Annotated in this window: 22 protein-coding genes; 5 read left to right on the top strand and 17 right to left on the bottom strand. The window is 51.7% G+C overall.

Annotated elements, in window-relative coordinates:
• Positions 1–599 precede the first annotated feature (599 nt).
• Entirely contained in the window at positions 600–836 is a 237-nt protein-coding gene (sspI, locus tag RW092_RS08915; protein WP_009224726.1) for a small acid-soluble spore protein SspI, read from the top strand.
• Between the two features lie 81 nt (positions 837–917).
• Here sspI and RW092_RS08910 read toward each other — a convergent pair whose 3' ends face one another.
• The 13 genes from RW092_RS08910 to RW092_RS08850 all read right to left on the bottom strand — a co-directional run bounded on the left by RW092_RS08910 (position 918) and on the right by RW092_RS08850 (position 13,865).
• A complete protein-coding gene (locus tag RW092_RS08910) occupies positions 918–2,501 on the bottom strand; it encodes a peptide chain release factor 3 (protein WP_085170628.1) in 1,584 nt (527 codons plus the stop codon).
• A gap of 160 nt (positions 2,502–2,661) precedes the next feature.
• Positions 2,662–4,212 carry a glucose-6-phosphate dehydrogenase gene (gene zwf, locus RW092_RS08905; RefSeq protein ID WP_085170629.1) on the bottom strand — a complete coding sequence of 517 codons (1,551 nt, stop codon included), beginning with the start codon at positions 4,210–4,212 and terminating at the stop codon, positions 2,662–2,664.
• 130 nt (positions 4,213–4,342) lie between these two features.
• Entirely contained in the window at positions 4,343–5,092 is a 750-nt protein-coding gene (locus tag RW092_RS08900; protein ID WP_028538806.1) for a spermidine synthase, read from the bottom strand.
• Between the two features lie 28 nt (positions 5,093–5,120).
• Positions 5,121–5,969, bottom strand: a complete 849-nt coding sequence (locus RW092_RS08895; protein ID WP_316010015.1) for a hypothetical protein — start codon at positions 5,967–5,969, stop codon at positions 5,121–5,123.
• Between the two features lie 426 nt (positions 5,970–6,395).
• Positions 6,396–7,628, bottom strand: coding sequence for an ABC transporter substrate-binding protein (locus tag RW092_RS08890; protein ID WP_316010014.1), 1,233 nt, complete (start codon positions 7,626–7,628; stop codon positions 6,396–6,398).
• Between the two features lie 45 nt (positions 7,629–7,673).
• A complete protein-coding gene (locus RW092_RS08885; protein ID WP_316010013.1) occupies positions 7,674–8,924 on the bottom strand; it encodes an ABC transporter substrate-binding protein in 1,251 nt (416 codons plus the stop codon).
• 200 nt (positions 8,925–9,124) lie between these two features.
• Entirely contained in the window at positions 9,125–9,778 is a 654-nt protein-coding gene (locus tag RW092_RS08880) for a response regulator (protein ID WP_016310896.1), read from the bottom strand.
• On the bottom strand, positions 9,753–10,835 hold the full coding sequence (locus RW092_RS08875) for a sensor histidine kinase (RefSeq protein WP_016310895.1): 1,083 nt from the start codon (positions 10,833–10,835) through the stop codon (positions 9,753–9,755). Before RW092_RS08875 ends, RW092_RS08880 begins: the two co-directional genes overlap by 26 nt.
• 20 nt (positions 10,836–10,855) lie before the next feature.
• On the bottom strand, positions 10,856–11,506 hold the full coding sequence (gene liaF / locus RW092_RS08870) for a cell wall-active antibiotics response protein LiaF (RefSeq protein ID WP_016310894.1): 651 nt from the start codon (positions 11,504–11,506) through the stop codon (positions 10,856–10,858).
• A 114-nt stretch (positions 11,507–11,620) separates the two neighbouring features.
• Positions 11,621–12,322, bottom strand: coding sequence for a PspA/IM30 family protein (locus tag RW092_RS08865; protein ID WP_085170631.1), 702 nt, complete (start codon positions 12,320–12,322; stop codon positions 11,621–11,623).
• Between the two features lie 3 nt (positions 12,323–12,325).
• On the bottom strand, positions 12,326–12,826 hold the full coding sequence (locus RW092_RS08860) for a PspC domain-containing protein (protein ID WP_016310892.1): 501 nt from the start codon (positions 12,824–12,826) through the stop codon (positions 12,326–12,328).
• Positions 12,827–12,832: 6 nt separating this feature from the next.
• Positions 12,833–13,507 carry a PspA/IM30 family protein gene (locus tag RW092_RS08855; RefSeq protein WP_009224714.1) on the bottom strand — a complete coding sequence of 225 codons (675 nt, stop codon included), beginning with the start codon at positions 13,505–13,507 and terminating at the stop codon, positions 12,833–12,835.
• A gap of 61 nt (positions 13,508–13,568) precedes the next feature.
• On the bottom strand, positions 13,569–13,865 hold the full coding sequence (locus RW092_RS08850) for a hypothetical protein (protein ID WP_016310891.1): 297 nt from the start codon (positions 13,863–13,865) through the stop codon (positions 13,569–13,571).
• Positions 13,866–14,218: 353 nt separating this feature from the next.
• On the opposite strand from RW092_RS08850, the gene RW092_RS08845 reads away from it, so the two are divergent.
• The 4 genes from RW092_RS08845 (at position 14,219) to RW092_RS08830 (ending at position 17,581) form a co-directional block, all read left to right on the top strand.
• Positions 14,219–15,502: an ArsB/NhaD family transporter gene (locus tag RW092_RS08845; protein ID WP_016310890.1), complete on the top strand. Its 1,284-nt coding sequence runs from the start codon at positions 14,219–14,221 to the stop codon at positions 15,500–15,502.
• Positions 15,503–15,599: 97 nt separating this feature from the next.
• Positions 15,600–15,953, top strand: coding sequence for a hypothetical protein (locus RW092_RS08840; protein WP_009224702.1), 354 nt, complete (start codon positions 15,600–15,602; stop codon positions 15,951–15,953).
• Positions 15,954–16,085: 132 nt separating this feature from the next.
• Entirely contained in the window at positions 16,086–16,577 is a 492-nt protein-coding gene (locus RW092_RS08835; protein WP_016310889.1) for a cation:proton antiporter regulatory subunit, read from the top strand.
• A gap of 146 nt (positions 16,578–16,723) precedes the next feature.
• Positions 16,724–17,581 carry a YitT family protein gene (locus tag RW092_RS08830; protein WP_016310888.1) on the top strand — a complete coding sequence of 286 codons (858 nt, stop codon included), beginning with the start codon at positions 16,724–16,726 and terminating at the stop codon, positions 17,579–17,581.
• A gap of 60 nt (positions 17,582–17,641) precedes the next feature.
• Here the strand turns inward: RW092_RS08830 and RW092_RS08825 are convergent, their stop codons facing one another.
• From RW092_RS08825 to RW092_RS08810, 4 genes are all read right to left on the bottom strand, one after another.
• Positions 17,642–18,484: an aldo/keto reductase gene (locus tag RW092_RS08825; protein WP_316010012.1), complete on the bottom strand. Its 843-nt coding sequence runs from the start codon at positions 18,482–18,484 to the stop codon at positions 17,642–17,644.
• 130 nt (positions 18,485–18,614) lie between these two features.
• Positions 18,615–20,645: a glutaminase family protein gene (locus tag RW092_RS08820; protein ID WP_316010011.1), complete on the bottom strand. Its 2,031-nt coding sequence runs from the start codon at positions 20,643–20,645 to the stop codon at positions 18,615–18,617.
• Between the two features lie 67 nt (positions 20,646–20,712).
• Positions 20,713–23,055, bottom strand: coding sequence for a hypothetical protein (locus RW092_RS08815; protein ID WP_316010010.1), 2,343 nt, complete (start codon positions 23,053–23,055; stop codon positions 20,713–20,715).
• 90 nt (positions 23,056–23,145) lie between these two features.
• Positions 23,146–26,160, bottom strand: coding sequence for an alpha-mannosidase (locus RW092_RS08810; protein ID WP_316010009.1), 3,015 nt, complete (start codon positions 26,158–26,160; stop codon positions 23,146–23,148).
• Positions 26,161–26,205 lie beyond the last annotated feature (45 nt).

Below are 26,205 nucleotides of genomic sequence, written 5' to 3'. Positions count from 1 at the left end.
GCAGCGTGCCGACCGTCGCTCGCATTTTTGCTCTCGCGCCACGTGCTCAGGCAGATTTAAAACCGAGGGCTTGACAAAAACGTTCATAGCAACGGACACCAGGGGCGTTATTTATTAGCTTAGCCCATTTCCCTGATTCTTACGGACAGAGAAGACCTTATTTCAGACCAAACCAGTGTAATCCTCGCCAAAAGAGCCCAATAAGAGCCCTGTAGTCCGTTACAACGGGAAATATCCGGGAAATGAACAAATAACGTCGTTACGGTCCGTTACATCACGAGCACGTTAAGATCACATACAGATCGCTTGCACATCGAATGCAGATCGCACGTAGATCACATGCAGATCGCTTGCACATCGAATGCAGATCACACGTAGATCGCATGCAGATCACACGTAGATCGCATGCAGATCACACGCATATCACATGCAGACCACGTCCAGATCACATTTGCACGCAGACCATGTCCAGGTCACGTTCACTCCACATCCAGACCACGACGCGAACGATTCACGTTCCCCCGCCTCCGCGCATTTTCCCCGGTTCAATCGGGCAAATTAACACCGGGCAAGTCACATATTTCAAGGAGGGAAACTACGTGCCATCCATTACACTCGACCTGCGTCAAGCGATTATGCACAAAATTCACGGCAAAGACGAGCAAGGGCTGCGGGAGATGATCGAGGGATCGATCGACGCTCAGGAAGCCGCACTGCCGGGTCTTGGCGTCGTCTTCGAAACGATCTGGAAGCATATCGATACGTCCAAACAGAATGAACTGGTATCCGTGCTCAAGCAGCAAGTGGATCAGGCTAGCCTCAAACCATTGAAATAGAACTGCCCGCTACAACCCAAAAAGACCGCCCTATCCCAGGGCGGTCTTTCCTCTGTCCGAAAGGCGGCGAACCTTCACATCTTAAGGTGCGGTCTCCAGGAACTTCGCATCCGGATTTTTCTCCATCGCCGTCCGCATCGCGTATTCATTTTCGAACAGCGCGACATAGTTGCCTTTCTTATCCTTCACCAGCGTGGAATTGATCCGGAACTTGGAAGGGTCGATTTTGTCGCCCACAATCCAGCGTGCGAACTGATACGGCATCCGTTGCAGTTGAACTTCCACACCATATTCATTTTTCATCCGGTACTCGAACACTTCGAACTGCAGCTGCCCAACCACGCCGAGCAGTGTATCTTCGAATCCAACCGTGGTGAATACCTGAATGGTGCCCTCCTCGGTCAGTTGGTCAATCCCCTTCTGGTATTGCTTATGCTTCAGCGCGTTCTTGACCGTCACCTTGGCGAAAATCTCCGGCGAGAACGTCGGCAGCTCGTCAAATACGATTTCGCTGCCTTGGCTTAGCGAATCCCCAATCCGGAAAATCCCCGGGTCAAACAACCCAACAATATCCCCAGGGTACGCTTCGCTGACGATATCCCGATCTTGAGCCAGGAATTGCTGCGGTTGAGACAGCTTGATCTCCTTGCCCGCCCGCACATGCTTCACGGTCATGCCGCGTTCGAACTTGCCTGAAACAATACGCAGGAAGGCGATCCGGTCGCGGTGCGCCGGGTTCATGTTCGCCTGAATTTTGAACACGTACCCCGAGAACTTCTCGTTCGTAGGTTCAACTAGACCTTCGGTACTGCGCCGCGGCGTTGGCTTAGGAGCCAGCTGCAGGAAGTTCTCCAGGAACGTCTGCACGCCAAAATTATTAACCGCACTGCCAAAAAACACTGGCGTTAATTCACCGTTGCGAACCTTCTCATAATCAAACGGGTCCCCGGCGACGTCCAACAGCTCCAGGTCCTGGCACAGCTGGTCATGGAGATATTCACCAGCGATTTCGCGGATCACCGGATCCGTATACCCCTCCACCTTCTTCACCTGAATCGTGGAGTGGTCGTCTCCTTGGAACAGCTCCACTTGATTCTTCATCCGGTCATAGACCCCTGACAGTTCGCGGCCCATCCCAATCGGCCAGTTCATCGGCACGGAGCGGATGCCCAGCACCTGCTCGATTTCCTCCATCAATTCAAACGGGTTCCGACCTTCCCGGTCGAGCTTGTTAATGAAGGTGAATATCGGAATCCCCCGTTTCGCGCAGACCTGGAACAGCTTGATCGTCTGTGCCTCCACGCCCTTCGCCACGTCGATCAACATGACGGCGCTGTCTGCAGCAGTCAGCGTCCGGTACGTATCCTCCGAGAAGTCTTGGTGGCCCGGTGTATCCAAAATGTTCACTCGATGCCCGTTATAATCAAACTGCATGACGGAAGAAGTAACGGAAATCCCCCGCTGCTTCTCGATTTCCATCCAGTCACTTGTCGCGTGTTTGCTCGCTTTGCGCGCCTTGACCGATCCGGCGAGGCGAATTGCGCCGCCGAACAGCAGCAGTTTTTCGGTCAGCGTCGTCTTCCCGGCGTCCGGGTGGGAAATGATTGCAAACGTACGCCGTTTGTCCACTTCCTGCTGCAGCACTTGGTCCAATGCTTTGCTCATGCTCACTTTCCTCTCGTCCACAAATTCACGTTCTCTATTGTAACATATTTTGTCCTTCCGTTAAGCAAAAACACCTTACGCCCTGACAGGACATGAAGGTGTTTCCAGGTCAACCTATTCTATTCGCCCATAGGCCGGATCGTTCACGGTCAACACAGCATTAATTCGGGTTGATCCAAATGACATTGTCTTCCTCTTGGCCGTTCACCGGCCACCAGTGGAAGCCGTCTTTCGCCAGCAGCTCGTCCGCTTCCTTCGGCCCCCAAGAGCCGGCAGGATACGTACTGATGTCGGACGGATTTTGCTGCCAAGCCGCAGCAATTCGATCCACAAAGGCCCACGCCGCCGCTACTTCGTCCCAACGGGTGAAATACGTCGAATCCCCTTGAGCTGCATCGTAGATCAAGCGCTCGTAAGCTTCCGGCGAGTTGATCCCCACCAGACAGCTTTGGCAAAAGTCCATCGCAAGCGGCTGGATTTGCGATTCCGAACCCGGCTTCTTGGCATTAATCTTGATGTAAATGCCCTCCATCGGATTGACGCGAATCACGAGCAGGTTCGGCTCCAGCGTGTGCTTTTGACCGAGGTAGACATTCGTTGGCATCGCCTTAAATTCCACCACGACTTCCGTCGTTTTGACTGGAAGCCGCTTCCCGGTGCGAATATAGAACGGTACGCCGGCCCAACGGAAGTTGTCGACGAACACTTTGGCTGCAAAATACGTCTCGGTATTGGAGTTCGGATCAACCTTGTCCTCCTCACGATAACCCGGCAGCTTCTTGCCTCTCGCTTCCCCAGCGATATATTGCCCGCGTACCACGTTCTCCTTCACTTCTTGCACCGACTCATACGGACGCAACGAGCGCAGCACCTTCACCTTCTCGTCGCGGATATCCTCCGCATACAAGCGGCTAGGCGGCTCCATGGCGATCATCGTGAGCATTTGCAGCATATGGTTCTGCCCCATGTCACGCAATGCACCGGCATGATCGTAATATCCGCCGCGTTCTTCCACGCCAACCGTCTCGCTGAGCGTAATTTGCACATTGGCAATGTGCTTGTTGTTCCAGAGCGGTTCGAAGAACGCATTCGCAAAGCGAATCACTTCAATGTTCTGCACCATTTCCTTGCCGAGATAGTGATCGATCCGGTAAATTTCCTCTTCTTTAAACACCTGGCTCAGCTCTTCATTCAGCTTCTGAGCAGACTGCAGATCATAGCCAAACGGCTTCTCGATTACCAACCGGTGCCAGCCGCTCGTATCTAACATGCCGCCCTTCTGCAGGTTAAAAGAAACGCTGCCGAACAGCTCCGGTGCCAATGCCAAGTAGAACAGACGGTTTCCGGGAATCCCAAACCGTGCTTCCACAGACTCGGTCAGTTCTCTCAGCTCGTGATAACCGTCAACGTTATTGATGTCGAGCGATTTATAGGAGAAATGCTGCGCGAAGCGCCCCCAATGCTCCTGGTCGTCGATCTTGTACCGGCAAAATTCCTCAATTGACCGATACAGATCCTCCTTAAATTCTTCGTCCGTACGCGGACGACGGGCTACACCGATGACGGCGAAATCCTCGGCCAGTTTCCCTTCACGATACAAGGAATAGATAGCCGGGAAGAGCTTACGGCGCGCTAAATCTCCGGTAGCTCCGAAAATAAAAAATACCGCCCCTGGGGGCTGAACTGTGGGTTGTGAGAAATTGTCAGCCATAGCTCCTCATTCTTTCTATGTAAGATTGGTAATTTTTAAACTTCATTCCCGATCAATGACATCTCTTTACAAGGCATCACGGGATGTGATGCCATTTTAGCACATTCGCCAGACGGATTCCATCATCTATCTATAATGAGACAGGGTCATAAATGATATACCCCGCTGGAGGCTCGACCTCTACAAATCCGGCCATGCCGTGGGCTTGATACTGGATCGGCTTACGGCTGCCCGCGAGCAGCATATTCCGGGGTTCGTGAGGCTCCGTTGCCGGCAGCGTAAACACCCGGACATCCTCCATCACTTCTCGTAACGTGGCAGTAAGCGCCGCAATCCAAGCGTCCTCAGCCCCGCGTCCGAATAGATTGAGCAGCAGGATCCCTTCCTCATCCAGTCTTTCCGCCGCCAGCTGAAAAAAACCAAGCGACGTCAAATGGCTCGGCGTTCCCTGTTCGGAGAACGCATCCACGATAATGCCGTCGAGGGATTTGGGCTTCTCTTGTTCAAGCAAAGTCCGCCCGTCCCCGATGCGCACCGAATCCCCCGTATAGCCGAAAAAGCGGCGGCTAATTTCCGCCACCAGCGGATCAATCTCCGCTATAATCACGTCGCAACCGCTCAAATGGCTGGCGATCGTTCCTGTGCCTTGACCGATGATGAACACCCGTCCGGGATCGGAAACATGGCGCTGAAGCAAATACAACATCGCCCGCGGATATTCTAGTATGATCCGTTCGGGTCGGATCATATCCATCGCGCCTTGTACCGCCTCGCTGGCAAACTGAAGGACGCGAAACGTCCCTCGTTCGCCATATAGCTCGTCCGTTTCATAGACGAAGATTTCCGAGCAGCTTTGCTGATGCAGCAACAGACGTTGCACGAATCTCCGTTCCTCCTTTACGATCTCTCTAATATTCTACGGTGAGCAGCGGCATACCGATCGTAATCTCATCCATCCCGGTGTCGCTGTTACGATGGACCGCCATTTGCAATGCCACTTGATGCTCGCCGCTGAGGACGGTGATCGGCAAGGCATCCACCCGATACGTGCGGCTGGCCGTTCCTTCGTCCCCAAACGTTTCCACTTGCTTCAACTTCAGTTTGGCGGAACGCTCAACTTGCGATTCCAAGCGGTCAAGCGTCGCGGCGAGCACAGTTTCACCGGAGCTCTCCCCCTCCTCTGTCACAGATGAAGGCCAGGCCATCCCCTGTATCGCTGCATTCCATCTTGGATCGACGCCTTCATCCGCCAGTGATTCCCCTGCCATCCGTTGGGCTTCCTGCAGTTGCTTCCATAGTGCCGAATCCTCGCCGGCTGCTTCAAGTCGAAGTATTGCGTAATGCTTACCCTCTTCCAGTGTAACTAGTTCCAGCTCAGCGTGAATCCCCTCGATCTGACCTTGAGATTCATAAACGGTCCGCCCTTGGACGACTCCTCTCTCCGGATGGGACAACCCCAGCCGGCTGGCTAGCACCCCAGCCGCTTCCTCTGAGGAGAGCAACGAGTCCCAATCCCCTTGCCATTTTAAGGTGATTCGAAACGGATCCGAAGTTACGGCCTTTCCTATCGCAACCAGCGCGTCCAACTGCTGCTCCGCTTCTTTCAGTGGATCTGAGACGTCCGCTTCTTGCTCGGTCATCTCGGTCATCTCGGTCATCTCGCTCGTCTCGATCGTTTGGATCCGTTGCAAGCCGACCAGCAGCATCGCGCAAACGAGGATCAACAACCCGATACTCCAAAACTTGCGGTTTTGCATGACACGCGCCTCCTCTGCGAATAATAACTCAATGAGTTGAGCCAGAATCTATCAGGATGGGAGAAGCTTCTGATCCGCTCGCTGATAGCTACAAATTTGCAGGCTATCATAACGTTAATGCTGGCCATCGGAATCACGAACCATGTCTTCATCATACCGGCCTTGCTGCAAATCGCCAAACGGAATGCCTGGTTTTCGTGATACTGTCCGCCGTACCATTTGCACTTGTGGTCTGCCTTATTCACTTCGCTTCGTCCCGGATTGGAACCCAACCTCTCCCCGAATGGATTCGCCATCAACTGGGCCGAATTCCTGCTTTTGGATTTCTATGGGTGATTCGGGCCAAAGTAAAGTGTTAAAAACAATAAAAAACGGTTTGGCGAGATGTTTACTCTGCCAAACCACTTTCATAATTCTGCATCATCTTCATTGTTTATTCCTTAATTTCTCCTTCTCATAAGCGATTTGGGTCTGATTCACAAGTTTCTCGAAGGTCTGGTCCGCCGATTGTTTTCCGTCAATGGCAAGTTGAAGCTCCTTCTCTAAGGTTCCATAAAATTCACCGATAAATGAAGACGATAAAACACTTGGCAATATCCCGGGATTGATATCCAGATTCTGTTGCCAGAATTCCTCCAAGCTCACTCCACTATATTGATTCATATGACTTTTGAGTGTCGACACACTTCTTGGAAATGAATTATATTCATCAGCTACTTGCTCATCCATCAGCATTTTTAATATTTGCCATGCCAATTCCTTATCTGCTGATTTTTCTGGAATAGATAATACTTGATCAAAAAAAACACTTCTACTTTCATCTCTTTTCTTGGAATTCACCGGCTCGGGTACAAATCCCCAAGAAAAATTAGCGTTACGATGTAATTCATCGATGAATTGAACACTTCCCTCTAATAATAGAGCTGCCTTTCCTTGAATAAACTGGTTATCTTTATTACTAAGAACTGTTTCCGTCTGATATAACTCAATGATTCTTTGAATAGCAGTGGTCCATTCTTCCTTTTGAAATGAGATACTGTCGCTTTTCGGATCAATGAAGTACGATTTATTCGTACTTGTTATCTTCATTAACCAACTAGACGCTGAGAATGTGCTTTCAATACCTATGGTGCTCCCCTCAAATCGCGAGGCGATATTTAATAACTCGTACCAATCCATCCCGCTAACTGGGTAATCAATATGGAGCTGATCAAACAGATCCTTGTTATAGAAAATTCCAAATATATTTACCCGAGGTGCAAGGCCATACAGTGAGCCCATTTCCGTACTCAATGCGTCTATCATACTGTCCGCATATTTGTCCAAATCGAGCTTGTCCTTTTCAACATAAGGGGCTAGGTCCATGAAATAGGATTGTTCGCTGAGCCTTTGGTATTCGTCAGTGTATAAGAACATCAAGTCCGGTGTAATTGTCTGGTGTTCATCAATCTTTGTTGCCCCACTCGAATTATCGGAAGGCATCATTAAATTGATCTCTATCCCTGGAAAATGATCAAGAATAAGGTTTCCGTAATTTTTATAAAATTGTTGCTCATTATTGAATGAAGTATAAATATTAATTATTGTATTGGAATAATCTTTTGGCTCCTTCTTTTGCAGTTGTACCCCGCATCCAAATAAGAAAATAGAAACAGACAATATGAGGACGAACACCTTAAATATTTTCATAAGTCACCTTTCATTTTATTCTTGGTATTTAAGGATGATGTTAGGAATCTCGGTATCCCAACTTTTCACGGTTTCATCAATGGATAGATCGCCAGATACGATTTTCTTAATATCCTGATCCAAATAACGTTTTACCTCAACCATTGCTTTATTAGGTAGCGATGTATCTTTGGAAATCTCAGGCTTCACTTGATAAAATGCCTGAACATTTTTTTGATCATCCTTAACAATTCCCTCAAAGACAGGTACAGTGAAGCGGAAATAACTCGTATAGAATCTTTTTTGCGCCATAGTACGACTATTTAGGTAAAGCCAAACCTCTTTAGCACTTGATATATCTTTCGCCTCTTGATTGATACCATTTAGATAATCAAAAGTTATCGCTGTACTCTTGTTCGGATCATAATGAGTCACGGGAGCTGTGACTAGATTCCAATCAAGATCTGGGTTGGATTGTTTAATGTTATCTTTCAATCTGTATGTATCTATTGCCATCGCTATATGTCCATCCTCGAAAGAACCTAATTCTTTATCTGAATTGACTTCCGACTTGTACTTATCAACAATAAGCGCTAATGCGGATTTCCATTCCTCGCTGGCAAAAAGGGCACGTTGATGTATCGGGTCATACCAGGTTAAGCCTTTTGACTTCCCTATCTGCAGAAACAACTCTACATTATCGTAATTTGCAGTTTGCAGCCCGACAATTCCATCTGAGCTCCCTATCTTTGAAATGGAGTTCCCCAGCTTCAGAACATCTTCCCAGTTCATTAAACTAACCGGTTCCGTCATTTCATACTTTTGAAATAGTTGCTTATTATAATACAAAGCTTGGGTTGCAATTAAATTCGAAATCGCATACAACTTCCCATCCCCCATTTCTCTAACCGTATCCAGTATTAAGGGATCGATACGTTGTATTTCAGGCTCATAACTAAAAGAGGAGATATCATACAGGATTCCCTCCTCCCGCAATCGAGAAAATAATAATCTAGGAAAGAAAATAATATCAGGTTTATCTTTCTTAATTAGGTTGATAAATGCATCTGCGTTCCAATCATCTCCTGACTGTGGAACTAACTCGAAATTGTCCCACATCCCCTTCCCTAATACGGACTCATACTCCACAACTTCAATTTCTATATTATTAAAATGTTGCTTCAAGCCATCAAAATCTCTTTCGAAATCAGGGATGGATTTATATAGAATAGTGACATGTTTTTTCGTTTCATTTGACGGAGATATCGAACAACCATTAACGATCATGATGCAAAATGAAATCGTACAAAATAATAGGAGTATATTTCTCGTGATCTTGGAAATCATTTAATCTATCGCTCCCTGCGAATAAGATCATAGAAAAGCATGATAATACATATATTACCATAAAAGCAGTTGGATTTCCTGTGAAAATGAGTGACAAGTAGTATAAGTCGCTTTATAAACACAAAACGGGTGGCAGAGATTTACTCCGCCAACCCGTTTTTGTATGCATAAATCGCCGCCTGCGTGCGGTCCTCGACGCCAAGCTTCGCTAAAATATTGGTGACGTGGAACTTCACTGTCTTGATCCCGATGATCAGCTCATCGGCGATATCTTGATTGGATTTCCCTTGAGCCAGCAAACGCAAAACGTCCATTTCACGCTCGGTCAGCTCTTCATGAGCTGGTGCCTCCACCTTCGGCTGGCGGAACCGGTTCATCATCTTGGAAGCGACCTGTGACTCCAATACCGATTGGCCGCGGGCCGCAGCGCGAATTGCCTCAGCGATCTCGGACGCGCGTGACGTTTTCAGTAAATAGCTGAACGCCCCGGCTTCGATCACAGGATACATCTTCTCGTCATCAAGATAGCTGGTGAGCACGATGACTTTACAGTCCGGATGCAACGCAAGCAGCTGACGAGTCGTTTCGATGCCGTCCATGCCTTCCATCACCAAGTCCATCAGCACAACATCGGGCCGGTACTCCTGCGCCAGGCGAATTCCTTCCTCGCCGCTGCTGGCCTCGCCAACGACCTCGATTCCTTCTTCCGTGCCCAGCACCGCCGCCAGACCAATTCTGACCATCTCATGATCATCCACAAGCAGTACTTTAATCTCCTTGTCTTCCATCTCCATGACTGCCCTCATCCCCGCTTTCTTCATGAATTAGTGGAACGGATATCTCAATGCGCGTCCCTTTGCCGGGCGCAGTGATAAACTGAATCGATCCGCCGATCTCGTGAATGCGTTCCTGCATCGTTGACAAGCCGTAGGATGCTTGCTTCTTGTCATCCAACTCGAAGCCGATCCCGTTGTCGCGCAGCGTCACCTTGACCGCCTCGCCTCGGCGGTGAATTCGTATCTCCATCTTGTCCGCCTTGGCGTGGCGCAGCGTATTGGACATCGCTTCCTGAATGATACGGAACAGATGGTTTTCAATTCCTTTGCCTAAATTCAAATCCTCGTCGATTTCCAAGGTTAAATCCATCGGCACCTTCGTCTTCAGCTCTTTAACCAAATCGCTTAAGCCCTGCGACAATTCCTTGCCTTCGAGATAGACCGGACGCAAATGCAACAGCAGCGCGCGCATTTCGGACTGTGCCACCGAAGCCATCTCCTCAATGAGCTCGACCTGGCGCTGTGCCTTATCAAAATCCTTCTCCAGCGTACGCCCCACAGCCGTAGCCGTCATCGAGATAGCGAACAGTTGCTGGGATACGGCGTCATGCAATTCCCGAGCCAGCCGCTGCCGCTCCTCCACAATCGCCGATACCCGGGCCTGCTCGGCCAACTGGGCGTTGTGCGTGGACAACCGCTGGAGCGAGGACACCTGCTCCTCCCAGCGTTTGCCGATCCGTTCCAGCTGCTCTGCCAGTCGGCCCAGTTCGTCTTCGCCAAGCTTAGGTACGCTCCCGGTCTGATTGCCCTTTTCCCATTGCAGCAAAGCTTCACGCAAACCGTCAATCTGTCGTTTGGGGCGATACCCTAGAAAGAACCCGTGAGCTGCGCCGATGATAAGAAGCAGTGAGAGCAGCATCGTGCCGGCTTTTATGGCCGTCGCCCAGGACGGTTGAGGCTGAAAATACCCATATGTATACATCACATAAATGGTGGCTGCCATCGTAATAATAGACAGGAGAATCCCTCCGCGCATGCTGCGGGAGACCATGTTGCTTGGCTTTTTCGATTTCATGCGGGACGTTTCCTCCTGTCTTAAAGTAATCGTATATCGACATCTCCTACAAGATAGGAAATGATGATTTTCACTTTTTGGTCACGGGTCTCGTAATTCGGCGACTTCCAATACAGCCGATTGAGCATGCCCGTCTCTTTATCGTGGCTGAAATCGATTTGCCCGAACAGGACGAACGCTTCGATCTCCACGCCGTAATCTTCCGGAATCACTAAATCCACGTCCCCGACAATCCCTTGAAACATGAGGACGTTTTGCCCGCCTTCCATCATCGCCAGCGATAAATCGATGTCAAGCTCGCCAAGCACATGCCACATGCTTGTGTTCCGCAAGTTCCACGGATCGCGATCCCAACGGACGCTGGAGGTGATGTTTTGCTTCTGCACGTAATTGCCTTGCGGTTGGGTTTTGCGAACTTTCGCGTAGTAGTACCCCAACGAGATCATCAGAATCGCCAGGATCAGCATGAAATGATCGAGCAGAATGAGTCCGCCGCCGATCGCCATTAAGATATAGCCGGTCTTGACCTGTTCGCCCTGCCGAATTTTATATATACCGAACCCGAGCAAAAAGAGGGCGACAATGGTAAAGAAACTCAGCCACTTCCCGAAAATCAACAGTAAGCCAAATCCGATTAAGCCGATGGCTAAGAACCTTTTCCTTGTATCCATGTGCCGCACCTCCCAGCAGGTTCATAGAGTTGTAAAAAGCCATAACGGCATGGCCTCCCATACCGTATGGCTTCACCAGTATTTAGAATATCACAATGTCCAGCGGACGTGTAGCTATTCCTTGTCTTCTTCGCGAGCTGCGGACGGGTTCAATTTTGCTTTCAGCGCTTCAAGCTGCGCATCCACTTTCAACTGCTTCTCGGCATCAGCCGGGCTGATGTAAGGGGAAGACGAGGATCCACGATAAACCATGCCCGCAACTTCGGCTTCTGCTTCCAGTTGCATGATCTTCTCTTCCATCCGGTGGAATCCGAGCGAAGCGTTGCCGCTTTCGATCGTATGCAGCGTGCTGATTTGCGACATTTGCTTTCTGGCTTTCGCCATTTGCGCACGGCTTACCAGCTCGTTCCGTTTGTTGCGCAGTTTATAGAACTCGTCTTTCATATCGTGCAGCTGCTGTTTGAGTTCGGCAGCATGTGCTTCAGCTTGCGCGTGCAGCTCGGCGAATTCCGTTTGCTTTTGGTCGTAATGGATTTTCTCCTCCAGCATTTTGCGGGCAACTTCCTCCTGCCCATTACGGAGTGCCAGCTCAGCTTGAGCCTCCCGTTGTGCAGCGATACGGATCGCTTCATCCAGACGTTGCTTCATCCGGCGCTCGTTGGCCATTTGCTTCGCAACAGTCACTTCGGCGTCGCGAATTTCAGCCTCCATATCGCGCAGGTATTGGTTCAGCATGACAATCGGGTCTTCCACCTTATCCAGCAAATCATTTACAGACGCTTTCGTAATATCTTTAATTCTTTTGAATACTCCCATCGTTTACACTTCTCCCTTCTCGTATTCGGAGAGCTTCTTGCGCAGCTCTTCCAACTCTTTTTTCAAGGCTTTCTTCTCAATATCTTCCATCATGGAATCCAGACTCGATGCACCCGGAGCGGACTGGAAGCCGGCTCCCGAAGCACCTGCGCCGTATTGCGGCGGCTGGGTTCCGTAAGTATTACCGGTTGGATTACCGTACGGTGGACGGGGACCAAAGCGTTGATCCTCGTAGAAGTCCCGGCGTTTACCGCCGTAACCCGGATGCGGGCCGCTGCCCGGCCATCCGCCATGATAGTACGGATCGTGGGGCTGATAGGGCTCCTTGGATATTACCAGGGTAGCGATGAAGTAGATGAAGATCGTTGTCCCGCCGGTAAAAAATATGCTGAGAAAAGCGATCAACCGGAGCACACCGACGTTAATTCCGAAATATTCTCCGAGCCCTCCGATCAAACCGCTGATCCAGCGATCTCGTCTGGATCGGTATAAGGGTCTTCCCATCGATTCTTACTCCTCTCGCTGGTTATTTAGCTTCTGCTTCAAGCGGGAGAGCTCCTGTTCCAGAGTTGATTGAACGGCGGAGCCGGCTTGGTTCAAGAAATCCGAACCCGCTCTCCGCAATTCGCGCAGGCTGCGGGCTTCCCATTCCATATCGGATACCCGGTCCTCCAAGCGATGGAACATCTTCGGCACATCCTGCATGCCGTAACCGTTCATCCGCTGGTTCATCCGCTGCTGTAAACGAAGCGTCTCCATTCTTGCGTAGTAGTACTGCCGTTTGTTGTATACGACTTGATATTCGGTCTTCAATTCGTTGAGTTGAGCTTCAAGCTCCTGCAGCGATTCCATGCTTTGCGTGTACAGCTCGGTGTATTGCTCAACCTTTTCCTCGTACAGCATCTTCTCCTGCAGGGCCAGCTTCGCCAAGTGCTCCTCGCCTGCTTTCAAAGCAAGCAGCGCTTGTTCCTCACGTTTGTCGCGCATCACCTTGGCTTGATCGACCTGCTGCTTCAATTGCTTCGCATGTCCGCTGTATTGATAATGAAGCTTCTCGGCTTCCGCAATTTCCTGACGCGTTTCTATCAGAAATTGGTCGATCAAGCGAACCGGATCCTGCGATTGTTCCAACTTCTCATTTAGAGTAGCTACCGTAATATCTCGTACTCGACGAAATACACTCATGACATCCTTCCCTCCTAACCTTTCGGTTCACATTCAAGTTCATCTGCATGTATTTAATCAATCAGTAACTCCGTTTGCCTCTTAAGGAAGAGATACCGTAAACGATTAATCCAATACCTAAGAGCGGAACGATCAGCCAGGCCAGCTTGGAGATCAAGGAAATGACCCCAAAAATCAACACCAGCCATCCGAAGAAGGCGTTCCCCCGTCGAATCCCGTAATAGCCGAGACCGATCATGACAATCGCAATCACCAGTCCGAACAGGCTGCCCAGGAAAGGAGTTAATTTGCCCAGCAGAATCAGTGCTCCGAGGGCAATCAGTACAAAAGCGAATACATTCGGTCGATTGGTTCTCATTGAAAATTTCACCGCCTCTCATTTGATCAACCTTATGTCTCTATTCTAGGATGATTACAGGTTATCCAAAACGGACTGGGGACGGTTTTTCAACCTAGACCTAAGTCGAGGATACGCTCAGCCTGAGGGTTTACAGGGGAAGGGAGAGTTTCTCTGCAAGTGCTTTACAATCCAAACAAGTCAGTCTATAATGAACTCAGCATGACTAAACAATAGAAAATGGAAGTTATCGGAGGAGCCTGTCAAATGACGGGCTCTTTTTGCCTTTTTTTGACCGATAATGGTACAATTCCACCCCTGCGCGCCAAGCTATCATGCCCTCAGGGACATCTAACTTGGAGAGGAGAGTTCATATGGAGCAACAAGCAATTTGGGCCATCGTCATTTTTCTACTAACTTATGCACTCATCATTTCGGAGAAAATCCATCGGACGCTGCTGGCTATGGTCGGTGCCGTTCTGATGATCATCCTCGGCATCGTGGATCAGGAGTCTGCGATTCATCACATCGATTTTAATACGCTAGGTCTCTTGATCGGTATGATGATCATCGTGAACACCACGGCAGAAACAGGGTTATTCAAATATATCGGGATCTGGACGGCTCGGATCGCCAAAGGGAACCCCGTAACCATCCTATGGCTCCTGGCGTTAATTACAGCGGTTGCTTCCGCATTTTTGGACAATGTAACCACAATTATTCTGATGGTACCGGTCGCCTTTAGCATTACCCGGCAGTTGAAGATCAAGGCATTTCCTTTCATCTTCTCGATGGTCATAGCCTCAAATATCGGAGGAACGGCCACATTAATCGGGGATCCACCTAATATTATGATCGGCAGCGCTGTCAAGGAATTGACCTTCATTGCTTTCCTGCAGCACTTGGCGCCCATCGTGATCGTGATCCTGGCCGCTACCCTGCCGCTTCTTGTGCTGATCTTCCGGAAGCAAATCCAGTCCACGCCGGAGAATCAGAAGAACATCATGAACATCAGCTTGGACGGCTTGATCACGGACAAGAAGCTGCTGATTAAATGTCTGATCATTTTGGGCTTGACGCTGCTTGGCTTCTTCCTGCATCAGACATTCCATCTGGAATCGGCGACCGTGGCGCTCGCTGGAGCCTTCCTGTTGTTGCTGCTCACAGGCGAGCACGTGATGGAGAGAGCGTTCCGTTCCGTCGAATGGCCAACCATCTTCTTCTTTATTGGATTGTTCGTCCTGGTCGGCGGTTTGATTGACACCGGTACGATCAAGCGGTTAGCGGAATGGTCCATCGACTTAACCGGAGGAGACCCGCTCACAACTTCCATGTTGATTCTCTGGCTAAGCGCGATCGCCTCTTCCTTCCTGGATAATATTCCGTTCGTCGCTACGATGATTCCAATGATTCAGGACATGGGCGCGATGGGAATCAGCAACTTGCAGCCGCTGTGGTGGAGTCTGGCCCTGGGTGCATGTCTTGGCGGCAACGGGACCCTGATCGGAGCCAGCGCCAATTTGATTGCTGCAGGCATGTCTGCCAAGGAAGGGGAGCCGATTACGTTTGTCCGCTACTTGAAATATGGCTTCCTGCTGATGATTCTGTCGATCATCTTCGCAAGCGCGTATATTCTGATTCGGTATTTCCTAATCTAATAGAGGTCCATCCAAGTCAACTCTTTCTTTGGAAAGAATGACGTCGATATGCTATCCTTAATAGTAAGTAAATAGATGTCGAGGGGAGGGATGACGCATGACAACGCAACAACTAAGGCTTCGTTGGTTAGCTGTGGTGGTATTGACGTTGGTCCTGGCGTTGTCCCTCCCTTCCTTTATTTCATCCCCCGTTCATGCAGAGTCTCGTGGGGAAGAGACGCTTGAGACCGATTATGGCCATGTGCAGAACAAGGTATCACTTCGCCTCAATAGTACACCGTCTTACGGCAAGCTGTTTATCGACAGAACCCCGCATCAACTGGATGCCGTCTCGGCCTTGATCAGCTTTATGCTGCTGGCGCCATGGGCGTGTTTCCGACCGTTATTCTGCCTGCTGTTAAAGCGGCGTCTGCTTATGCCCATCAAATTTACGAGCATGTTCGTGGCTTAACCGAAGTTGTATCGTTTTTTTGATCCAGTCTCCTGCAGGACTTTCACGTTTTTTCAAACGAAATCGCATGAGGCTTATTTTGTTATTACCCAAAATGGAAAAATGACTTTAAAAACTGGAGGCTTGACTCAAATGAATCTCAAAGAAACAGATCTGCCAGGAATCGGTAAACAATTCGTGGTCCAGGCCCGCAGCGGCGACAAACTCTCGATCGTTATTCATAATAATGGACGGCGCGAATTATCACATTTCGATGAAGACGATCCGGACAACAGCGTTTCCATGGTCACTTTGGATGACGATGAGGCGAGATATATCTCTGCCATTATTAGCGGTGCGACATATAAGCCAACAGCAATGGAGAACATTGAAGTGGCTTTAGGCGATCTGATCATTGAGTGGTATAAATTAGATTCAAACTATAAAGCGATTGGCAAAACCATCGGCGAGTTGAAAATTCGTCAGCGTTCTGGAGCGACGATCATCGCCGTAATCGAGAAGAACCACAAGAAACACATCAATCCCGGACCTGATCTGATGCTGACCTCCGAGGCGACGGTGGTCGTGCTTGGCGAACGTCTCCATCAACAACAAATCAGACAGATCCTATTGAGCGGAAAATAATTCATTGGATCATCTCATGCTGAAGGCGGTTTGTCCTTCACCCGGATCGCGGCGAGCAGATAGTCTACTGTCCGCGATCTATCCGTTGCTTGGTATAAGAACCGCCTGCCCTTGATGATGGGTTTATCCAGTTAGGAGGGGTCGGTTTGAAACACCAGTTAAGAATTCATTCCTCCCGGAAGACCCGCAGCGGCTTCAAGACACTAATTCCGACGTTTGGCCATGCTGCCGGCGTCATCGCTGGCGCATTGCTTGCATCGGTCGGCTTAGAGCTGTTCCTGATGCCCCACAGCATTGTCGTTGGAGGAATGACCGGATTATCCGCATTGCTGGCGTTAAAGACGGAAATGCGGCTTGGATTGTTCTTGTTCTTGTTGAATCTGCCCTTGCTCTTTCTATATCGTAAAAATATCCACTGGTCCTACGGGATCTTCACAGTGCTGGGCGTATTGGTATTTTCATTGGGGACGCTTGTGCTCCATCCTTATCCTTCCCTGATTGACGAACCGCTCCTGGCGGCGTTGATCGGGGGATTATCCTTGGGAATTGGACTGGGTTTAGCCCTGCGTTTTGGAGGGGCATTGGATATTGCGGAGAAAGCCGTGAACCAGCTCCAATATGGCAGATTGTCCCCCGAGCGGATTTTGCTGATGCTGAACTGCCTAATCCTGATTGGTGCGGGCTTTCATTTTGGCTTTCTCCAGGCCCTCTATTCGGTGATTGCCTACCTGTCCGCCTTTGAAGCCGTCAAGCTTCTGGTCCAAGGCGGGATCTTCACCCAAACGGTGCGAATTAAGAGCCGCCATTGTGCTGCGATCCAGAGGGAACTGTTGCGATATCTGAACCGTTCGGCCGTTTATCGGCTGGATCCCGAAGTAACTGGGGACGAGGAAGGGATGGGCATTTTGGAAATCCACTGCCATCGGCTGGAGCGGTCCCGCTTGATTTCCATCGTTCATCAATGTGACCGCGAGAGTGAAATTACGTTTCTTCCAAGGAAATAAACGAAATGAGCCGCAGGAATGTACTCCTGCGGCTCTTTATTTTCTATCGTGGGGCCCAATTTAAAATTCTTCGTAAACGGCAGGATCCTGGTTTCGAATCCGCCCGTCTGGACGGGACAAGCCGTTGATCTGCTTCATTTCTTCCTCGTCTAGCGCAAAGTCGAAGATCGAGAGGTTCTCGATTTGCCGAGCCGCAGAGGCCGATTTCGGGATGGATACAGCGCCCAGCTGGTGATGCCAACGCAAAATAATTTGAGACACCGACTTGTCATGCCGCTGCGCGATTTGCTGTAGTGTCTCATGCTGCAGCACCTCATTGCCATGGGCCAACGGACTCCAGGATTCCGTGACGATTCCATGCGCTTCATGATACTTACGCTGCTCGGCCTGATTATAGAACGGATGCAGCTCAATCTGGTTAACGCTTGGCGTCACGCCCGTTTGCTCGATGAGGCGGTCCAGATGGTCCGGCAAGAAATTGCTGACACCGATAGAACGGATCAGCCCCCATTTTTTAGCGTCGATGAGAGCTTGCCACGCTTCCACATAATGCCCTTGCTTTGGATTAGGCCAATGAATCAGATACAGATCGTAGTAGTCGAGCTGTGCCCGGTACAGCGATTCTTGAATCGCTTTGACCGCTTTATCGTAGGTGTGGTAACGCCCGGGCAGCTTGGATGTGATGATCAGCTCTTCCCTCGGCACGGCAGAACGCCTTACCGCCTCACCTACCGTTCCCTCGTTCTCATAGTTATACGCGGAGTCTAGCAAACGATAGCCGGAGCGGATCGCGTGTACAATCGACTGCACGCCTTCGCTGCCGCGGAGCGTGTAGGTTCCGAGCCCGACTACCGGCAGTTTCAAACCGTCATTTAGCGTAATTTCTGGAATGATATGACCCAAGCTGAACACTCCTTTCGGATAAGTACTCTCTCAGAATATCATAATTCAATTGATATGAAAAAACGAACAGAAATCGCCAAATGCGGCGATTTCTGCGGAATGTGTATGAAATTTCATATCAATTCAGATCTTACGCCCGATCCCATCCACGATCCTTCAATAGCTTGATGAACAAGCCGCCAACTACCGTCCGATGCTGGAAGCCGATCTGCCGCGCCGTCTTCGTGTCGTACCAATCCGTGAACGGTACGCGGTCCCGCGTCTCGTTCAGGAATACCCAGAGCGGCTCAACGATCCGCTGGAACTCTTCGCGCGTCTCCGCGAGCGTCCCAGCCCAGACGAGCCAATCGGCCTTCGTATAGGCTGCCCGATTATCCAGCGGTGTGCCATACCGTTCCTGTTTCTTCTGATACCATGCCACTTCACGGCGGATGATTTCCTGATTGAACAAGCCAGTTCCGAAGATGCCGTCCCAGACGAGGTTATATTTTAGACTCCAGGTCCCCGGCTGACCAAAGGCGAGCAGTGTATGGTTCTCATCGCTCGGATCGGCGGCGAGCACTTTCCACTGGCGCGCCATTTCGGCAGAGGCTTTGCGGTAACGCTCCGCTTGTTCCTGATCGCCCAGCAGTTCGCATAACAGCCCATAGCTGGCAACGCCCATCACGGCTTTCGCTGACAGGTTCGCATTGCGTGCCAGATGCCCTGCGAAATCGTCGGTACACAATTGATGCTCCGGATCCAACCCATGCTTCAACAAATAGTTGGCCCATTGGGCGAGCAACTCCCGATGTTCCTCGACGAAGCTCGTATTCCCGTCAGCCAGCGTAACTGCGGCTGCCATGACCAACATATTGCCGCACTCTTCCACCGGCATTTGCCCTTCGAGCTTGTTCTCGCCGTATACCTGACCGTTGGCCAGCGGATATTGACCTACGTCATGCGGGGCAAATTCAAATGTCCAGGCGTCGCTGGCAGCGTATTTGAAGATTGGGCGCATCATGCCGCGAACCAGCTCGGGCTGGTACAGCAAGAACAGTGGAATCGAAGGATAGCTCACGTCCACCGTCGCTATACAGCCGTTACTGAAGCATTCCTTCGACATGAACAGCACCTGTCCGTCAGGATCCAGAACCAGTTTGTGTGCTGCAATCGCCTGTCGGTAGGATAAGGACAGGATATCGGCATATTTCTCCCCGCCGGCACGGATTGCGTCCTCGCGAAGCTTGGCATCAAAAGAATCGCAGCGGGCAAGAACATCCGAATAATCCCGGAACGCTTCGTGGAGCAAAGTCGGGAAGGTTTTTCCGTCTTTTCTCCAATACGCCTCCAAAGGCTGACCAAAATACTCAATCGCATACACGTCATCATAAGCAAGAACGAGGAGATGCGTCTTCTCATCCGTTCCGCTGACTTCACCGGCATTCCATACCGAAGCCATCACAAGCTCAGCCTCGCGAACGGGCTGTGGTTGGGATAGCGGAGCCGCACCTTCCTGAAGGCGAACTTCACCTTCCCGAACGAATTGCTTGCGGATCTGTGCCCGATCCAGATAGGTTTCAACATCCGATGCCTGCTTGACGGCCAGCATGAAGGTGCCCCAATCGATGCGCTGGTCATCACCCGAGCGATGAAGCGGGTTCTGCTCAACATGGCGAACCTGCAGTACGTTGAGATCGCCTTGCACCTCTTGTTGCCAAGTAATCGCCTGATCGGTTTCATTCACGCACCATTCGCCGGTGACGTCGACATAGATCCGCACTTGGTGAGGCTTCCCATCGAGGGAACGCACGCGGAACGCGACATAGGAAGCCGGCCGCGACAGCAGCTCGAGGTCGTCCGGCAGCAGCGGACTCGTAAAAGTCACGTCCAGCCCAACGCCTCCGGCCTCGAACTGATAGCGGGTGGAGAGCGGTGTGACTTCAAGTCCAGTTTGGTTCATCGCCTCCGGCTCTGTATAATACCGTTCCGGGTTAGATTCAACGCGTCCGGCAAACCGCCAGGCTACGCCGTCGATATAAGCCAAGCCGGTGAACGCTTGCCGACGCCCGGTCCAATGGCGGGTGAAATCGTCGGTTAATGAATCCGCCATCGACCAGACGCTGAAAAAGGGATCAATGGTAACCAAAGGTACTGCCGGTGGACGCAATTTTGTACTCATTCGAAATCTGCCTCCTATCTGGATCATGCGATTTGTCCAATCGTTTTTATCTGTTCCATTTCGTTTCCTATTTTGTCACGGTGATGCGGGTTCCTCCATCTCCGTGCTCGTAATGAAGGAGCAGCGTGTGTGACTTCGCGTCCCATTCGAACGGCAGAGTGACGTTTGACGCCGAAGCCGAGCCGTCTTCCTGCTGCAGTCCCAACACATCTGCCGTCACCGCCGTTGGTTTCGCTTCACAGCGAATCCGCGCCACAGCTTGCAGCGGACGAGGCCCCTTAGCCGTAAACGTAATGGCATTCTCCTCCTCGCGATAATCCTCAATCCGGGAGGATGCGGCAATCACTCTAAAGCCAGGTTCAGAGTCGGGGCTGTGGCTGCCCGGCCCGGTGTAGGCTAAATCATAAAGCAAGGCCTGATGTCCGGGCTGTACGGAAACCCGTTCCAGAACAGGCAAACTGGGTTCAAGCAAGTCTACGAAAAGTCCTTCCAGCTCCAGCGGCTCATCGCTGACCGATTCGGTCATCACGGACGCGATAACATATGGACCGCGGCGAAGATGGAAATAGTTCACCGGCTCCCAGCGGAGCGCGTCCGCTGACGTTGGAACCAACACTCCTTCTGCGGAACCTCCAGCCACTGTCTGCGCTGCAGATGAATCCCCTGACGCGCCTGACGCCGCAGACGCTTCTCCGCGGCCGAGCAGCTCCATCGCTTCCCGTACGGCGGTACGATACCGTTCCGCTGCCTCCGCACTTTCCGCGATCCTGTTTGGGCGCAGCGGCAAATAACTGACCAGGCCGGCGCCAACTCGGGTGACACCTTCTGTCGCTGCTCCAGCTGCGCTTGGCAAGCCGAGACATTCGAACAGGTGGGCCCGGGGGGAATCGTAGCGCCGCCGTCCCTGATTCCACCATTCCCGCACCTGATGATACGGATCACTGTCATCGCCAACATATATCAGCGCTCCGCCTTCCCGCACCCATTGTGCCAAAGCGTTATGCAAATCCGGGTACTCCGGCTTCATAAATTCATAGCTTAGGACTAACACGCGGTAGTCATCCAAATATCCCGGGAACCGCCGAACGTTATCCAACTGCACTGGCCGTACCGGCAGTCCATGCTTTACGAGCGGCAGCGTCAGCCCGTAAAAAGGCGAGAAATTCAGCAGCTCCACCGCCGATTCATCGCTCAGCTCCACCTCGTTCGTCCCGTCGTATTTCTGCATAAAGCCGGACGTTTGCGTCCCAATTCGCTTCCGCTGGAACATGGCTGAATCGGCCAAAAGCACGCCGGTGACAGCGGTGTTGCCGTACACCTGGACATCTTCCTGATCCATATTGCCAAGCGTATGCATCACGTTCAGCAGCACGGTGGCGTAGTCGGTTGGAATCCCCTCTTTGCCGTTGCCATCAGCGGAAGGATATTGCCCCTTAAAGATCCGGCGGGGCCAAGGGGCGACCTCATAGCGGGAAACCGCCGGATGTAACAGCGAAGCGATCAACGTCTTCGTGTAGTTCTCGCGGTAATCGATCCACGTTCGCGTCGGATCATCCTCGATCGGATCGTGCAGGAACCACATGCGGCGGTGCGTCCCGCGCACCAGTTCCTGCATGATGCCATATTCCAGGAACGCCGTCTCGAATGTCCGCTCCGCCCGTTTCCCTTCGTATACGTTCGCCGTGCGGGACGTTCCCGTCCAAATTTGGGCGATATAACCGTCAATCGCCGGTAAATCGAGCAGCCGGGATTCCGGACTGACGATCCGCCATTGGGTATAGTTAATCAAGCTGTGGGTGGGTACAAAAAAACGCAGCGGTCGATTATACCGGACCAGCGAATATTCCTTCAACGCCGAACAGATGCGGTCCAGACAACGCGTGTACAGATAAGCCTTCAGCTTGGACGCGCGGTATTGCGCGTCCTCCGAAGTGTGGGGCGGTTGCCAAGGCTCGTTATAGTAATTACGCCATTCGCGTTTGAACGCCTCAGAGTATCCGCCTTCCACCCAGAATTCCGGTTCCTCCAGGTGAATGGCCTCCACACCGGCATCCACTGCCGGCCGAATTCGCTCGATGAGAAAATTCGCATAACTGATGGTTGGTACCATATAGGGAACATCCACCGAGGTTCCATGGATGATCGTCTCGCCATCTTGATACTTCTGGGCTTCATCCCAATGGGAGCGGTCGTCAACATGGCCGTTTAGATAGTCCTGGTAACCGCCCCAGGACACTCCGGTCATGAGATGCACATGGTAGCCCCGCTCCGCCCATTCGCGAATACGTTGGGGCATCGTTTCCCCAATGCCATACACCATCACAAAATCCGTCTGCAAATCGTAGGCCGCATGATAAGCACCGCTTTCCTGAAATCCGGTCCGTTCTTCCGCCCTTGCTCTTCCCGTCACTCCTAAGCCCTCCCTTTGTAACTTAGAGTTCGTTCACAGCCAACCTCATTCACAGCTATCTTAAAAACCTCTGCTGCACTCAATCCGTCATTAAGCTAACTGAATGCGAATCGATTTGATCTCAAACGGCGTAAATTGCAAGCGAATCCGATCCGTATTTTCGGCCATCAGCCCCATCGGCTCCTCCAGCAGATTTACTTCTTCAATGGTCCGGCAAGCCGGTCCAAAGCTTAGCTCGCCATCCGCTCCAGCTCCTGCCGTTTCGTACAGACGAACGATCAGATGATCGCTGTCCTCGGCCTTCTTCACCGCTTCAATCATCACGTTAGGATGATCAATCGCAAGGAAGGGCTTCCCGTGCAAGGAACTGCTGCGAGGCGTCCCGCCGCCTTGAGGCGGCACCGGGATGGCCGCAGCGGATGCAATCGGAACGTTCAGCTCATAACCTTTGCGGTATACGCCGGCTTGGATAAAGTCACCCGCATGCGGATACAGCGCATAAGTGAAGCGATGTTCCGCCCGATCGGCCTGCGGATCTGGATATCCCGGGCTGCGCAGCAAGTTCAAATCCAGCACGTTGCCTTCTGCACTATGCCCGTATTTGCAGTCATTCAGCAGCGCCACGCCGTAATCCGGCTGCGACAGATCGAGGTAATGGTGAGCGCAAATTTCATCGCGGGCAAATTCGATCGCATTATTGCGCGTTGTTGCCCGTTTTAACACCCCAAACTGAATTTCGCAGTTTACCTGATCGCTGACAACAGCCACCGGGAAAGCAACCCGGAGCATTTTACCGGTTTCCCGCCAATCGGCTTCCGTTTCGAAGCGCAGCACATCATCGCCTTGCAGCAAGCGGATCGTTTGCTTTAACGTTGATTCCCCGAAGCGGTAAACTTGCTCGACCACCGCCTGCGGCCCCGAGACGTAAGCGCGCCGGCTTTCCAGCGTCATCGTTCCGGCAATCGTATCGCGATAGTCGCGCGGGAAGTCCCAGGCATCGCCGTCATCATGGTAAACCGTAAATACGTTAGCCTCAGCGCCCGGCTGAATCGCTTCCCGCCCGGCGGCTTTATCGTACAGCGACACGATGCTGCCGTTCTCGGCAAACCGAACCGCAAGCCGTTCATTCTCCAGCCGGAAGTCCTCGGCAATGAATGCATGTTCCGAAGCCGCTGGTTCTACTGCAGCCTCCGTGAGCTTGCTCCAGCTCATCGCCGGTACCTGCACGTACTTCCAGCTTCCGCCGAGCTCAACCCATTCCTGACGGTCCCAAGGCAAGGAGTTGAACAGGACAAGTTCACCGGCGTCAGCCCCGGACAAGCCAGCGATTCGTCCATAAGCTTCCGCAATCATCGCTTGGACTTCCTCCAGCAGCTTGGCGTAGCGCTCTAACGACTCGTCGTACACCCGGGTGATCGAGGATCCTGGCAAAATATCATGGAATTGATATAAGAGTACTTCCTTCCAGATCTTCTCGAGCCGGGCCGACGGGTACTCTGCCGGGCTTGCGCCTAGGGCAATCTGCAGCGATGCCGCGAATTCAAGCTCACGCAGCGCCTTTTCCAACTTGCGGTTATACCACTTGTTGCGCGCTTGTGTCGTTAACGTCCCTTGGTGCTTCTCCAGATACAGTTCGCCGCGGTACGTTTGGAATCGCGAAGCCTCTTGTTCCAATCGCTTGAAGAAGTCGATCGCCGGCTCCTGAACGACCGGTGGAAGTCCCAGCAGGTTCACCTCTCGCTCAAGCCGCTCCAGGTGTTCTTCCCCTGGTCCGCCGCCGCCGTCGCCGATCCCGAACAGCATCAAGGCATGCTCCGAGACGTTCCGATCGAGATAGTCCCGTTCGATCTTGGTCAGAGACCGCGGAGCCGCCGGGCTGTTATAAGTATCCTCCGGCGGCAGGTGCGTAAGCACCTTCGTCCCGTCGATGCCTTCCCACATGAAGCTGTGGTGCGGATGCGTATTATAGGTGCTCCAGGAAAGCTTCTGCGTCATCATGTAGTCGACACCAGACTTCTTCAGCAACTGCGGCAGACTGCCCGTATATCCAAACACGTCAGGCAACCACAACACCTTCATGTCCTTGCCGAACTCCTCCCGGAAGAACCGCTTGCCATACAGGATTTGCCGCACTAGCGCTTCGCCGCCGGAGATGTTCGTGTCCGGTTCAACCCACATCGCGCCTTGCGCTTCCCAGCGTCCTTCGCGGATCCGCTCCTTCACTTCGGCGTACAGCTGCGGATAGTACTCCTTCATCCACTGGTACAGCTGCGGCTGGCTCGCGCCAAACACGTAACTCGGATACTTCTCCATGTTCCGCAGCGCCGTAGCAAAAGTACGGGCTCCCTTGCGAATCGTCTCGCGAATCGGCCACAGCCAGGCCAGATCGATATGCGCGTGGCCAATAGCGCTGATCGTCAGGACAGGATCCCCGCCTTTCTTCGCCAGTTCGCGGGCCACATGCGCTTTCGCCAAGCGTACCGTTTCATCATTGATCTCCGACAGCTGAAGAGCTGCTTCATAGACAGATTGCAGCACCTGAGCTTTTCTGGCGCTGGAATCCGGCAGCTGCTCGACCAGCTCGATGAGCACTTCCAGATCGTAAGCCAATTGCCGAGCTTCCTCATGGCAAATGGCGATGTCCGCTTCCTTCAGCGTTCCGCTGCGATAATGTCCAAATAGGTCATTGCAGCCGCCGTCTCCCCACAGATTGATCGTTTCCCCGCCTCGGGCGGCGGTACTCACGTCCACCACCCGCTTACCCGGCCGACCTAGGCTGTAGTCGAATTCGGAGCTAACGTTCGTTAAGCCTTGCCGCGGGGTTCCCGCTTCATCTACGAGACATAATTCTCCATTAATATCGATCAACAGAACGACTTTTTGGCCAGCGGCCGTTCCCGGTACGGTTCCTTGAAAATGGAACCAGGCGCAATCCCACAGCTCTCCCCATTTATCACCGGGTTGAAGTCGTATGTGCCGGCCGCTCATTCGCTCGGCGTAAGGGACCGGCTCTTTCGTCACCCAAGCTTCAACCTCCAACCTGGCAATCGGGCGGTAAATGAATTCCTGTAGTTTGGCAAGCCTTTGCTTTGCCTTTTGGATCATAATGTGGTTCGTTTCATACGGCATGCTGCATCACTCTTTCAATTT

Source organism: Paenibacillus sp. 3LSP (assembly GCF_032465655.1).
Taxonomy (GTDB): Bacteria; Bacillota; Bacilli; order Paenibacillales; family Paenibacillaceae; genus Fontibacillus; species Fontibacillus barengoltzii.
The sequence above is the reverse complement of the archived record's forward strand: the minus strand, read 5'-3'. Positions and strand labels throughout refer to the sequence as shown.

Coding starts and splice junctions, on each gene's coding strand:
- RW092_RS08910 (WP_085170628.1), bottom strand. CDS start 2,501: ATGAGCAAAGCATTGGACCAAGTGCTGCAGCAGGAAGTGGACAAACGG.
- zwf (WP_085170629.1), bottom strand. CDS start 4,212: ATGGCTGACAATTTCTCACAACCCACAGTTCAGCCCCCAGGGGCGGTA.
- RW092_RS08895 (WP_316010015.1), bottom strand. CDS start 5,969: ATGCAAAACCGCAAGTTTTGGAGTATCGGGTTGTTGATCCTCGTTTGC.
- RW092_RS08885 (WP_316010013.1), bottom strand. CDS start 8,924: ATGATCGTTAATGGTTGTTCGATATCTCCGTCAAATGAAACGAAAAAA.
- RW092_RS08880 (WP_016310896.1), bottom strand. CDS start 9,778: ATGGAGATGGAAGACAAGGAGATTAAAGTACTGCTTGTGGATGATCAT.
- RW092_RS08875 (WP_016310895.1), bottom strand. CDS start 10,835: ATGAAATCGAAAAAGCCAAGCAACATGGTCTCCCGCAGCATGCGCGGA.
- liaF (WP_016310894.1), bottom strand. CDS start 11,506: ATGGATACAAGGAAAAGGTTCTTAGCCATCGGCTTAATCGGATTTGGC.
- RW092_RS08865 (WP_085170631.1), bottom strand. CDS start 12,322: ATGGGAGTATTCAAAAGAATTAAAGATATTACGAAAGCGTCTGTAAAT.
- RW092_RS08860 (WP_016310892.1), bottom strand. CDS start 12,826: ATGGGAAGACCCTTATACCGATCCAGACGAGATCGCTGGATCAGCGGT.
- RW092_RS08855 (WP_009224714.1), bottom strand. CDS start 13,507: ATGAGTGTATTTCGTCGAGTACGAGATATTACGGTAGCTACTCTAAAT.
- RW092_RS08850 (WP_016310891.1), bottom strand. CDS start 13,865: ATGAGAACCAATCGACCGAATGTATTCGCTTTTGTACTGATTGCCCTC.
- RW092_RS08845 (WP_016310890.1), top strand. CDS start 14,219: ATGGAGCAACAAGCAATTTGGGCCATCGTCATTTTTCTACTAACTTAT.
- RW092_RS08840 (WP_009224702.1), top strand. CDS start 15,600: ATGACAACGCAACAACTAAGGCTTCGTTGGTTAGCTGTGGTGGTATTG.
- RW092_RS08835 (WP_016310889.1), top strand. CDS start 16,086: ATGAATCTCAAAGAAACAGATCTGCCAGGAATCGGTAAACAATTCGTG.
- RW092_RS08820 (WP_316010011.1), bottom strand. CDS start 20,645: ATGAGTACAAAATTGCGTCCACCGGCAGTACCTTTGGTTACCATTGAT.
- RW092_RS08810 (WP_316010009.1), bottom strand. CDS start 26,160: ATGATCCAAAAGGCAAAGCAAAGGCTTGCCAAACTACAGGAATTCATT.